Annotated in this window: 11 protein-coding genes; all 11 read right to left on the reverse strand. The window is 33.6% G+C overall.

What is annotated here, in order from left to right; genetic code table 11:
- Positions 1-3: 3 nt before the first annotated feature.
- Positions 4-585, reverse strand: coding sequence for a Holliday junction branch migration protein RuvA (gene ruvA / locus IMZ30_RS06705; protein WP_207037560.1), 582 nt, complete (start codon positions 583-585; stop codon positions 4-6).
- Between the two features lie 55 nt (positions 586-640).
- Positions 641-2926, reverse strand: coding sequence for an NADP-dependent malic enzyme (locus tag IMZ30_RS06710; protein WP_207037561.1), 2286 nt, complete (start codon positions 2924-2926; stop codon positions 641-643).
- A 99-nt stretch (positions 2927-3025) separates the two neighbouring features.
- Positions 3026-3967 (reverse strand): tRNA epoxyqueuosine(34) reductase QueG, encoded by a 942-nt coding sequence (queG, locus tag IMZ30_RS06715; RefSeq protein ID WP_207037562.1) that lies wholly within the window; start codon positions 3965-3967, stop codon positions 3026-3028.
- The gene (locus IMZ30_RS06720; protein ID WP_207037563.1) at positions 3964-5283 is read right to left on the reverse strand and encodes a cytochrome P450; all 1320 of its coding nucleotides are present in this window, start codon (positions 5281-5283) and stop codon (positions 3964-3966) included. Before IMZ30_RS06720 ends, queG begins: the two co-directional genes overlap by 4 nt.
- A 12-nt stretch (positions 5284-5295) precedes the next feature.
- The gene (ruvB, locus tag IMZ30_RS06725) at positions 5296-6318 is read right to left on the reverse strand and encodes a Holliday junction branch migration DNA helicase RuvB (RefSeq protein WP_207037564.1); all 1023 of its coding nucleotides are present in this window, start codon (positions 6316-6318) and stop codon (positions 5296-5298) included.
- A gap of 71 nt (positions 6319-6389) precedes the next feature.
- On the reverse strand, positions 6390-8210 hold the full coding sequence (locus tag IMZ30_RS06730; RefSeq protein ID WP_207037565.1) for a cbb3-type cytochrome c oxidase subunit I: 1821 nt from the start codon (positions 8208-8210) through the stop codon (positions 6390-6392).
- A gap of 8 nt (positions 8211-8218) precedes the next feature.
- Positions 8219-9283: a cytochrome c oxidase subunit II gene (locus IMZ30_RS06735; protein ID WP_207037566.1), complete on the reverse strand. Its 1065-nt coding sequence runs from the start codon at positions 9281-9283 to the stop codon at positions 8219-8221.
- A 26-nt stretch (positions 9284-9309) separates the two neighbouring features.
- Positions 9310-10689 carry a quinol:cytochrome C oxidoreductase gene (locus IMZ30_RS06740; RefSeq protein WP_207037567.1) on the reverse strand — a complete coding sequence of 460 codons (1380 nt, stop codon included), beginning with the start codon at positions 10687-10689 and terminating at the stop codon, positions 9310-9312.
- Between the two features lie 24 nt (positions 10690-10713).
- Positions 10714-11295 (reverse strand): c-type cytochrome, encoded by a 582-nt coding sequence (locus IMZ30_RS06745; RefSeq protein WP_207037568.1) that lies wholly within the window; start codon positions 11293-11295, stop codon positions 10714-10716.
- Between the two features lie 7 nt (positions 11296-11302).
- Positions 11303-11827, reverse strand: a complete 525-nt coding sequence (locus IMZ30_RS06750; RefSeq protein WP_207037569.1) for a DUF3341 domain-containing protein — start codon at positions 11825-11827, stop codon at positions 11303-11305.
- A 2-nt stretch (positions 11828-11829) separates the two neighbouring features.
- A complete protein-coding gene (nrfD, locus tag IMZ30_RS06755) occupies positions 11830-13287 on the reverse strand; it encodes an NrfD/PsrC family molybdoenzyme membrane anchor subunit (protein ID WP_207037570.1) in 1458 nt (485 codons plus the stop codon).
- Positions 13288-13301 lie beyond the last annotated feature (14 nt).

A 13301-nucleotide genomic window follows, 5' to 3' on the forward strand; every position in this document is an offset into this window, starting at 1 on the left:
GAATTATAATTTTTTCAATGCCAGTTTAATGATATTTTCTACACTTGATGATGGCTCATTAGCTAAAATAGTAGTCACTACTTTTTCAGAAACTTTGCGGTTATAGCCTAAAGTTTCTAATGCTGATAACGCTTCTTTTTTGTTACTATTGTGGTTTGGTGTAGAAATAACATCAATTTCTTCGGTTTTGTCAAGTTTGTCTTTTAAATCTAAAATAACACGTTGTGCAGTCTTTTTGCCAATTCCCTTAACACTTTGTATTGTTTCTGCATCTTCATTTAAAATAGCTTCAACGACTTGATTTGGTGATAATGAAGATAACATAATCCTTGCTGTGCTAGTACCAATACCACTAACGCTAATAAGTTTTCTAAAAACTTCTCGCTCGGATTTTTCAGCAAAACCATAAAGTGTGTGTGCATCTTCTTTTACATGGAGATGTGTATAAAGCCTGATTAATTCTTCATCTTTAATTTGTGAAAACGTATGTAACGAGACGTTGACTTCGTAACCAACACCATTACAGTCAATCACTAAATGTGTTGGGTTTTTTTCAACAAGTTTACCAATGATTTGTGTAATCATTTTTAGATGATTTTAAGAATTTCCAAATGTAACAAAATTAATCTTTTGCTAGGTTTTATAAACTTTTCTTTTTCTCTTTACGTTGTGCATCTACAATTGCTACTGCAGACATGTTTACCATTTCATCTACACTTGCGCCTAGTTGAAAAATATGTGCCGGTTTGTTGAGTCCCATTAAAATCGGTCCTATCGAATCGCTACTATTTAACTCTTTAATAAGTTTGTAAGTTGCGTTTGCAGCATCAAGATTTGGGTAAATTAGTGTATTTACTTTTAGATTTTTCAATTTTGAAAATGGAAACTTTTGGTTTCTCATTTTACGATTAAGTGCAAAATCAACCTGCAACTCTCCATCAACCGAAAGATCTGGATGATTTTGATGTAAGATTGAAATAGCCTCTTTTACAGTTTTAGCACTTGGATGATTCGATGAACCAAAGTTAGAATATGAAACTAGCGCCATGTTAGGTTCAATACCAAACATTTTTACGGTACGCGCAGTCATGATAGCAATATTAGCTAACTCGTTAGCTGAAGGTGTAATATTTATTGAAGTATCACTAATGAAGATTGGTCCTTTAGCTGTATTCATAAGATTAGTAGCTGCCACTTTTTCAACGCCTTTTTCTTTGCCAATAAGTTCTAGAATTGGTTTTAAAACTGCTGGATAAGCTCTAGAATAACCTGATAGCATTGCATCGGCGTCGCCTTTTTCTAGCATCATAGCAGCAAAATAATTACGTTCGCGAATTAATTTTTTAGCATCAAAGAGCGTAATTCCTTTTCTTGATTTCTTTTTCCAAAGTAATTCAGCATATTCTTCACGCTGTTCACGTTGTTTTTCAGATTTTGGATCTATAATTTGAACGTTACTGGCATCAAATTCAATTTCATTCATAAGTTCTAAAATCAACTCTCTTCTGCCAAGCAAAATAGGTTTCCCTATTCCTTCATCATAAACAATTTGAGCAGCTTTTAATACATCTAGGTGGTCAGCCTCAGCATATATAATACGTTTTGGGTTACGTTTAGCTCCGCTTATTAGTAGTCTGGTGATTTTATCTTCGCTACCCATGCGTTCGAGAAGTTCCTCTTCATAAGTAGTCCAATCTGTTATTTCTTGTTTTGCTACACCAGAGGCAATTGCTGCTTTTGCCACTGCAGGTGGAATTTCACCGATTAATCTCGGATCAAAGGGTTTAGGGATAATATAGTCTTTACCGAAATTAAGGCGAGTTTCAGAATAGGCAATATTAACTTGTTCTGGTACAGGTTTCTTTGCTAACTCTGCAATTGCTTTAACGGCTGCCATTTTCATTTCCTCATTTATCTTAGTAGCGCGTACATCGAGTGCACCTCTAAAAATATAGGGAAAGCCAAGAACGTTATTGACTTGGTTTGGATAATCTGTACGTCCAGTAGCCATAATTACATCATCTCTAGTTGATTTTGCTAAATCGTATTCAATTTCTGGCTCTGGATTTGCCATAGCAAAAACAATAGGATCTTTAGCCATTGATTTAAGCATTTCTGGCTTAAGAACACCACCAGCTGATAGTCCTAAAAAGACATCAGCATTTTTAATGGCGTCAACCATTTTTAGGTTTTGGTTCTTTTGTGCATACTTCATTTGATTCGGCAGTAGGTCAGTTCTATTTTCAGAAACCAAACCATCAATATCAAACATGTAAATATTTTTGGTTTTGGCGCCCATGAATGCATATAAGTCTGTACAAGCAATGGCAGCTGAACCTGCACCTGAGACTACTATTTTAATGTCTTCAATATTTTTGTTGGCAATTTCGAGCGCATTGATTAAGGCAGCTGCTGAAATGATTGCCGTACCATGCTGGTCGTCGTGCATGACTGGGATATTGAGTTCGTCTTTAAGGCGGTTTTCAATTTCAAAAGCTTCTGGTGCTTTAATGTCTTCTAGGTTTATACCGCCAAAAGTTGGTGCTATATTTTTTACGGTTTCGATAAATTTTTCTGGATCTTTAGCATCAACCTCTATATCGAATACATCAATATCTGCAAATATTTTAAATAATAAAGCTTTGCCTTCCATTACAGGTTTTGAAGCTTCAGCTCCAATATCGCCAAGACCTAAAACTGCTGTCCCATTACTGATGACTGCAACCAAATTACCTTTGTTGGTATATTTGTAAGCATTGTTTATGTCTTTATTAATTTCAATACAAGGCTCTGCAACTCCAGGCGAATAGGCGAGACCTAAATCTCTTTGTGAAGCATGTTTTTTAGTAGGTACAACTTCAATTTTTCCTGGATTTGGTTTAGCGTGATAGACTAAGGCTTCTCTTCTTTTTCTAACTTTACTCATAGGGAATATATTTTATAGCTTCCTATAAAAATGGAAACGACAAAATTAGGGTTTTTATTGATTTTTAGTTTCTTTAATTGCAATATTAAAGTGTAAACTTCAACTATTCGAGTTACTGTTTTGTTTGATGTAGTTGATGTTTCGTTTTAAGCCTTCAAACTTGGTGCGTTTAACGGCTGATTTCCTAAAAATTTCATTAAATACTTCTTTGGTAATTTCTTCCCAATCTTCTTTAGTGTTTTCTAGTAAATCTGGATGTGGATTAAATAAAGGTTCATTATGTGGTTTGCTGAATCTATTCCAAGGACAAACATCTTGACAAATATCGCAGCCAAACATCCAATCCTCAAATTGATTTTTAAATTCTTTAGGGATTTCATCTTTTAGCTCGATGGTGAAGTATGAAATACACTTGCTACCATCTACTTGATATGGTGTTATGGCGTTTGTTGGGCAGGCATCTATGCATTTGGTACAAGAGCCACAATGGTCTGTAACAGGTGTGTCTGTTTCAAGTTCTAAGTCTAAAATCAATTCGGCTATAAAGTAAAATGAACCAACTTGCTTGCTTAGCAAATTAGAGTGTTTACCTATCCAGCCTAATCCGCTTTTGGCGGCCCAAGCTTTTTCTAAAACTGGAGCAGAATCAACAAAGGCTCGACCTGAAACTTCTCCAATTTCTTTTCTAATGAGATTAATAAAGGTTTTTAATTTGGCTTTAATTACGTGATGATAATCTTGCCCGTAGGCGTATTTACTGACTTTGTAGGTGTTCTCGTTTTGGGTCTTATCTGGAAAATAATTATACAATAATGATATAACACTTTTAGAGCCTTCAACTAATTTTGATGGATCTAAGCGCTTATCGAAGTGATTTTCCATGTATTGCATTTTACCATGTGCATTAGCTTTTAGCCATTTTTCTAGTCTTGGTGCCTCATCTTTTAAAAATTCAGCTTTGCTAATTCCACAAGAGATAAAGCCTAAATCTTTTGCTGTTTTTTTGATGAACTGTGTATGTTGAGACTTAAGTGTTTTCAATTTTTTAAGCTAAACTTTAAAATAGCATTTTTAGGTTTTAAGCTAATTAGTGGTAAAATTTCAATGTCTGGCTTTGTAGCTTCAATTTTAAATTTTTTAATAAGTTCTTGTAGTACCAAGTTCATTTCGTACATGGCAAACATATTACCAATACATTTTCGAGGACCTGCGCCGAAAGGGAAATAGTGTTTAGTATAGCTTTTAGCATCTGCAAAACGCTCTGGTATAAAGGATTCTGGATGGTCCCAAAGCTTAGGATTTCTATGAATTTCGTAAATTGAGAATAACAAATCTGTTTCTTTTGGAATGATGTAGTCGTTGTGTATAACTTCAGCTATATTTACGCGATCTATAAAGTATACAGGTGGAAATAATCGCATCGATTCTTCAATAACAAAATTAGCATAGGTGTTGCACTTTATACGTTCTATTAAGTTGGAGTTGTTAGAATGTTTTGATATCTGCTCTTCTAGCTTTTCTTGTTTAACAGGGTTTTGCGCCAAAAGTTGTGTTGTAAAACACAAGGCGTTTGAAGTTGTTTCGTGGCCAGCGATGAAAAGAATTAAAATTTCGTCTAGCAACTTTTCTTCAGTCATAAATGAACCGTCTTCGTAGGTTGAATGCATTAAGAGATTTAGTAAGTCATCAGGTTGTTGGTCTGATTTACGTCTCTTCTGAATAATTGTTGTGATAATTGACTTGGCTTCTGCTGTGAGTTTAAGCTTTTCTTTTAAAATTCCGCTTAACCTAAACCACCATTTTTTATAAGGTTGTCTAAGTTCTTTGACTAGCATCTGTTGGGTTTCTTCAGTAATGTGTTGCAGGCGTGTAATTTCATTAGCAGTTATCGCATCGCTAAATAATGCTCGTGCTACCACTTTAAATGCGAGGTCATTGAATATTGGGAAGGCATCAACTTCAGTATTTGGTTTAATTTTATCGATTTCATCTTTTATGGTTATTTCCATAATCTCTAAAAGGCCTTCTATATTTTTTTTATAAAATGTTGGTTGTAAAAGTTGACGTTGTGTTTTCCAGTCTTCATCTTCGGCAGTCAAAAGGCCTTTACCAACATATTTTACTAAATCTTCAGTTTGAATTTTTGATTTTTTGAAGTTTTTTTGATTTTTCTGAAGTGCTTCAAGCGCTAATTTGTGACTTTTAGAAAACACCACATGTTTACCAAAGCCTAATTCAAGCTGAAAGGTATCACCGAGTTTTTTGAAATTTTTTTCATGAAATGGAAGTGGGTTTTTTAGAATTTGTGCTGAATGTTTTAAAAACTCTATACTTGAAACTTTAGGCAATGCCTTCATATTAATTAATGTTTAAAATAAACCGCCTTGTTCTGAAGGTTTGATTTTGTTTAAATGCTTATAAGCCAATTCTGTTACCTCACGTCCACGTGGTGTTCTGTGAATAAAGCCTTTTTGTATCAAAAAAGGTTCATAAACTTCTTCTATAGTTTCAGCATTTTCACCAACAGCAGTTGATAAGGTGTTTAAGCCAACTGGACCACCTTTAAACTTATTTATGATAGTTTGTAAAATTTTATTGTCCATATCATCTAAGCCATAATCATCTACATTTAATGCCTTTAGGCTGTATTTTGAAATTTCAATATCAATTTTTCCATTACCTTTTATTTGGGCAAAATCTCGTACTCTTCTTAATAAGGCATTTGCTATTCTTGGTGTACCACGACTTCTAGAAGCGATTTCTACAGCTGCTTCTTGTGAGATTTTTACATCCAAGATATATGCACTTCTTAATATGATATCGCTTAGTAATTCTGTTGAGTAATATTCTAAACGGTTTGAAATACCGAACCTAGCTCTCATCGGTGAAGTTAATAACCCTGATCGTGTTGTTGCGCCGATTAAGGTGAAAGGATTAAGGTTGATTTCTACGCTTCTGGCATTTGGTCCAGATTCAATCATGATATCAATCTTATAATCTTCCATTGCTGAATATAAATACTCTTCAACAACTGAGCTTAAACGGTGAATTTCATCTATAAATAAAACATCTCTTGGCTCTAAATTTGTTAGTAAACCTGCTAAATCTCCGGGTTTATCTATAACAGGTCCAGAAGTGATTTTTATGTTTGCATCTAATTCATTTGCTAAAATATAGGCTAATGTTGTTTTACCAAGCCCTGGTGGACCATGAAATAATGTATGATCTAGAGCTTCACCTCTTAAATTAGCAGCTTTAACAAAGATTTGAAGATTTTCTAAAACATGAGATTGTCCTGCAAAATCATCAAAACTAATTGGTCTTAAGGCGCGTTCAATCTCGACCTCTTCATGGTTTTGATTATTAGAATCTGGGTTTAAATTTTCATTCATACTCACAAATATAACTAAAAAGCCTTTCTGTTTGAGAAAGGCTTTTGCATTGTTTTTAGTTAAGAATATGATTAGTGCATCGTTTCTTCTTCATTTTCTTGAACTGGTATATTTTGTGGGACAAAGTCCTGTCCAGGAATTACATAGTCATCATCATTTTTATTTCTTTTACTATAATCGTAAGACCATCTATAAACAGTAGGTAATTCTCCTGGCCAGTTCCCGTGTATATGTTCAACTGGAGTAGTCCATTCTAAAGTAGTAGATTTCCATGGATTTTCAGTTGCTTTTTTACCGTAAAAAATTGAGTAAATAAAGTTATAAAGAAACACCAATTGAACTGCAGCAGTTATGATAGCAAACACAGTAATTAATACGTTTACATTGGCCAAATCATCAAAATAAGGAAATGCAGTGTTAGTGTAATATCGTCTTGGAAGACCAGCCATACCGATAAAATGCATTGGGAAAAATACACCATAAGCACCTATTGCTGTTACCCAAAAGTGTACATAACCTAAATTTTTATTCATCATACGTCCAAACATCTTAGGGAACCAGTGGTAAACACCAGCAAATAAGCCATATAATGCTGAAATTCCCATTACTAAGTGGAAGTGAGCCACAACGAAGTATGTATCATGTACATTAATATCGAGTGTGCTATCACCTAAAATAATTCCTGTTAACCCACCTGTAATAAATGTAGAAACCAAACCGATTGAAAATAGCATTCCAGGATTCATCTGAAGATTCCCTTTCCATAAGGTTGTAATGTAATTAAATGCTTTTACAGCTGAAGGAATTGCAATAAGTAAGGTTGTAAATGTAAATACTGAACCAAGAAAAGGATTCATTCCTGATACAAACATGTGGTGACCCCATACAACTGTTGATAAAAATGCAATGGCTAAAATAGAAGCAATCATAGCACGATAACCGAAAATAGGTTTACGAGCATTCGTTGCAATAACTTCTGAAGTAATACCCAAAGCTGGAAGTAATACAATATAAACTTCTGGGTGACCTAAAAACCAAAAGAGGTGCTCATATAATACAGGTGAACCACCTTGATAAGCCAAAACTTCACCTTGGATATAAATATCACTTAGGAAAAATGATGTTCCAAAACTACGATCCATTAATAGGAGTAGTGCAGCCGATAATAAAACTGGGAATGAAACTACACCAATGATGGCTGTTACAAAAAATGCCCAAACTGTTAAAGGTAAACGAGTCATAGACATACCTTTAGTTCTTAAGTTAAGGACAGTTACAATATAATTTAATGATCCAAGTAGTGATGAAGCTATAAAAAACGTCATTGAGACTAACCATAACGTCATACCTAAACCTGAACCACTAATAGCTTGAGGAAGCGCACTTAACGGTGGATAAACCGTCCATCCAGAAGAAGCAGGTCCAGACTCTACAAATAATGAGCCTAGCATGATAACACTAGAGATGAAGAATAACCAGTAAGATATCATATTCATGAAACCTGAAGCCATATCTCTAGCACCAATTTGTAGAGGAATTAAAAGGTTACTGAAAGTACCACTTAAACCTGCTGTCAACACAAAAAATATCATTATAGTTCCATGAATAGTCACGAGCGCCAAATAAATACTTGGGTCCATAACACCATCCTTCGAGAATTTTCCTAGTAGTACATCAAAAATCCAAAATGATTCTCCAGGCCATGCTAATTGCAACCTAAACAAAATAGACATTGCAATACCAATGATACCCATTATCAAACCAGTTATTAAGTACTGTTTTGATATCATTTTATGATCGGTACTAAAAATATATTTTTCTATAAAAGTTTGCTTATGATCGTGATGTTCATGAGCATGGTTTTCTGCATTATGTTCTAAAGCTACTGACATACCTTATCTTAATTTTGTGCTGTTAATTCTTGAAAAGTTTGTTGTTTTTTTATCCATTCATTGTAATCTTCTTCTTCTTCAACTACAATTTTCATTTGCATGTTGTAATGTGATGCACCACAAATTTTATTACAAAGTAGGTAATAATCGAATTCATAGTCCTCAAGTTCCATTTCACCATTAGCAACTAATTCTTTACTTCTTTCATCGCGAATTTCGTTGATATTTTCAACTTTATCAACCATGTATTCGCTTTTTCTCATTTCTTTAGTAGTTGTTGTAGGCGTGAATCCAAACTGTGTAATCATACCAGGAACTACATTCATTTGAGATCTAAAGAACGGGAAATATGCTGAATGTAACACATCTTGAGACCTAAATTTGAATAATACAGGTCTTCCTTTAGGTAAGTGTAATTCGTTAACTATGATATCATCTTTTCCGTAAGGATCACTTTCATCTAAACCAAGTTGATTAACACCTTCAATAAATCTTACATTTGCTTTACCTAAGGTTTTATCCTCACCAGCATATCTTGCTCTCCAATCAAACTGATAGGCATATATTTCAACAACTAATGTATCTTCAGTTTCTTCAACATTCATAATATCATTCCAACTGAAAAGTCCATAAATAATAAGCCCAGCTAATACAATAACGGGTATTATGGTCCATATAAACTCTAATTTATCATTATCAGCGTAAAATAAAGCTTTCTTGTTTTTTTCACCTTTATACTTGTATGAAAACCAGTGGAGAAGTCCTTGCGTTATGATTTGGACAAACATAATTAATGCTAAAGATATAAACATTAATTGGTCATAATCAGTTCCGTGTTCAGAAGCCGCCTCTGGTAGATAAAATCTGCTATATTCCCAAAATGAATAAAACATAAATAGATAAAGGAAAACTACAAAAGCAAGCATTAACTTACCTTGAGTTTGATTGTCTTTATTATCAGCTACTTGTGTGTCATTACTATTTACAGGCTTTGATAGTTTAAACATTTTTGACATTTGCCAAAATGTGATACCTAGTAATGCAACAATTATAATAACGAGAAGTACTGTCATCTTAATTTATTTAATCTTTAGTTTAATTAATAGTGAAAATGCTTGCTTTCTTCAATGTAAGGATTGTTTTTAGCTAATAGAGGTACACTCGAAATAGCTTTGAATACAATGAATATGAAAAGTCCTAATATAAGTAATATAGAGCTGATTTCTGGTATTCCTATAAACCATGATTCACCAACTGTTCCTGGCATTATCATGACAAAGAAATTTAGGTAATGCCCAATCAATATAATGATACCACTCATGACAACAATCCAGTTAACTCTTTTAAAATCTGAATTTATAAGTACTAGTAATGGGAATACAAAGTTTAAAACAACCATTCCTAAGAAAGGTAATTGGTAATCATTAAATCTTGCGATATAATAAACTGCTTCTTCAGGTATATTCGAATACCAAATCAGTAAAAACTGAGAGAACCATAAATAAGTCCAAAAAATTGAAATACCAAACATAAACTTAGCTAAATCATGAATGTGACTGTTATTTACAAATTCTAGATAACCTCTACTTTTAAGATATATGGTTACAAGTGCAATAGTTGTAATACCAGCTACAAACATACTGGCAAATACATACCACCCAAACAATGTACTAAACCAATGCGTATCAATGCTCATAATCCAATCCCAAGACATCATCGATTCAGTAACAATAAAAAATACTAAATATATTGCTGATAGTTTAAAGTTTTTCTTGTGTAATTTAAGACTTGGGTTCTCGTCTTGCTTTCTTGAATTTTTAACAATAACTCTTGACAGTAAAACCCATCCAATAATATAAATTGCAGCTCTAATTAAGAAAAAGCTATCATTTAAATAACCTGTTTTGTTTCTAATAATCTCATCATGTTCAACTACGCTTGGATCCATCCAGATAAATAAATGATTTAATTGAAATGTTGATAACACTAAAATGACAAATACAATTATACCACCTGGCAGTATGTATTTAGAAATTCCTTCCATTACTCTAAATATAACAGGAGACCATCCAGCTTGTGATGCATTTTGGATTGCATAGAAAGTAAATGCACCAACTGCTAACAAGAAAAAGAATAAACTAGATGTATAAATCGCAGACCACGGTTTATTTTTAAGTTGATCATAAACATGTTCAGCGTGACTTTTTTCATGGCCACTTGCTTCAGAGTGATGATTATCATGCTTAGCTTCACCCATATGAGATTCATCATCATGGCTTAAAGATTTATGATTTTGATTCATCTCAGATTGTTGAGTTGCTGAAGCTTCTTCTTCCCCATGATGCTCATCATGAGCTAGCATCTCTTCAACCTCTTGAACATTTGTTGGTGTTGAAACAAAGCTATAAATTAATCCAACTGCGCCTACGATCATAAGTATTATTGCAGCTAGTTGTAACTTTTTAGACATCTTATACATAACTTCTAATCTTGATGTTTATGATTATTTTTTTTCGAATTCTGGTTGTTCAACGCCTTCTAAATCTCTTTTGAGTTTCATGACATACATATCTACTTGCCATAACTCTTTAGTATTCATCTGCGAAGCATAAGAACCCATCGTATTGATTCCGTAATACATGACGTGATACACGCTGCCTTCAGTGATAGCTCTACCTTTATCATCATAACTTGGAACACCTAATATTTTCTCTCGTTCAACTAGATAACCTTTACCATCACCTTTTTCACCGTGACAAGTTGCACAATATATGTTATAAAGCTCTTTACCTTCCTCGATATTATTTTCTGTGTAAGCTAAATCATTAGTTAGATTTTCTTTAGCAGCTTCGTATCCTTCAGTATTATCTTCGTATTCATATGGCATCCATCCTTGCTTGATGGTCCCTTCAACTGGTTTTTTAGCTTCTTGTTCGTTTTCAAAAATTTCATATTCACCATACGTATCATAAGGAACTGTATAATACATGTTAGCGAAGTATTGGCTTGCAGGTTCATCTTTTTCTCCACAAGAAGTAAAAATTATGCCTAATAATGAAACTACTATAAGTTGAAAATTCTTCATGTTCAATTTAATTTTCTTTAAGTTTAATTTCAGAAGCTCCAGACTTGTATATTAACTCTGTTACTTGTTGATAGTTTTTCTCGTTTACTGATACTTCCATTAAAAAGCGATCATCAGTAGTCCTTGAATCAGGATTTTCAGCTTTCTTAAATGGCCATAATTTACTTCTCATATAAAACGTAATAACCATTAAATGTGCCGCGAAAAATACGGTTAATTCAAACATAATTGGAACAAACGCAGGCATATTTTGGATATAACTAAAGCTAGGTTTTCCACCAATATTTTGAGGCCAATCTTCAATCATTATAAAATTCATCATAACGACAGCTACTGTTAAACCTACTAGACCATATAAAAAAGATGTTATTGCTAATCTTGTATGCGGTAAACCCATTAATTTATCAAGTCCATGAACAGGAAAAGGTGTATAAATTTCTTCGATGTGATACTTATTTTCTTTAACTGATTTCACAGCGTTCATTAAAATATCATCATCGGTATAAATTGCTTGTATTACTTTAGTTGCCATAACTATTTTTTATTAAATTCTTCACTGAAATCTGGCATATCGCCTTGTTCAACTTCATCATAAAGTTTTGCATTATCACCTTTATCAGCTCTAATTTTTTTGAAGTTTTCTCCTGAACTTTTTAGTATTGATTTTACTTCAGCTTGAGCAATTACTGGAAAAGTTCTTGAATACAATAAAAATAGTACAAAGAAAAACCCTATTGTACCAATAAATATTCCGATATCAACAAAAGTAGGAGAGAACATAGTCCAAGCTGATGGCATATAATCTCTGTGTAGTGACGTTACAATAATAACAAAACGTTCAAACCACATACCAATATTAACAACTATCGAAATAAAGAATGAAAACATAATACTACGTCTTAATTTAGGGAACCACATAAACTGAGGTGAGAAAACATTACACGTCATCATTGCCCAATAAGCCCACCAGTATGGTCCAGTTGCTCTGTTAAGAAATGCAAATTGTTCATATTCAACACCTGAATACCAAGCCATAAATAATTCTGTAATATATGCTACACCAACAATAGAACCAGTGATCATAATTACAATATTCATTAATTCTATGTGTTGTATTGTGATATAGTTTTCAAGGTTTGAAACTTTTCTCATTACAATTAACAAAGTATTTACCATAGCAAATCCAGAAAATACAGCACCAGCAACGAAATATGGTGGGAAAATTGTTGTATGCCAGCCAGGAATAACAGATGTTGCAAAGTCAAATGATACTATGGTATGCACAGAAAGTACAAGAGGAGTTGCTAAACCGGCAAGAACTAGAGACACCTCTTCAAATCTTTGCCAGTCTTTTGCTCTTCCAGACCAACCAAAAGATAAAATTCCGTAAATATGTTTCTGAAATGGTTTAACTGCTCTATCACGTATCATAGCAAAATCAGGTAATAAACCTGTCCACCAAAAAACTAAGGATACTGATAAATACGTAGATATTGCGAATACGTCCCATAAAAGAGGCGAGTTAAAATTAACCCATAGTGACCCAAATTGATTTGGAATCGGTAATACCCAATATGCTAACCAAGGTCTACCCATGTGTATGATAGGGAAAAGACCCGCTTGTACAACCGAGAATATGGTCATTGCTTCTGCTGAGCGGTTAATAGCCATACGCCATTTTTGCCTAAATAACAATAGTACTGCAGAAATTAATGTTCCTGCGTGACCTATACCTACCCACCAAACAAAGTTGGTGATATCCCAGGCCCAGCCAATCGTTTTATTTAAACCCCAAGTTCCAATACCTGTTGATACAGTGTAGATAATGCATCCAAGTCCCCATAAAAATGCTATAAGAGAAATTGAAAATACTATCCACCATGATTTGTTAGCCTTACCCTCAACTGGTTTTGCAACATCTATTGTTACATCGTGATATGATTTATCACCCGTAATTAAAGGTTTTCTAATAGGCGCTTCGTAATGAGACATAATACTCTATTAAA

This window comes from Psychroflexus sp. ALD_RP9 (assembly GCF_017311165.1).
In the GTDB taxonomy this organism is placed as follows: domain Bacteria; phylum Bacteroidota; class Bacteroidia; order Flavobacteriales; family Flavobacteriaceae; genus Psychroflexus.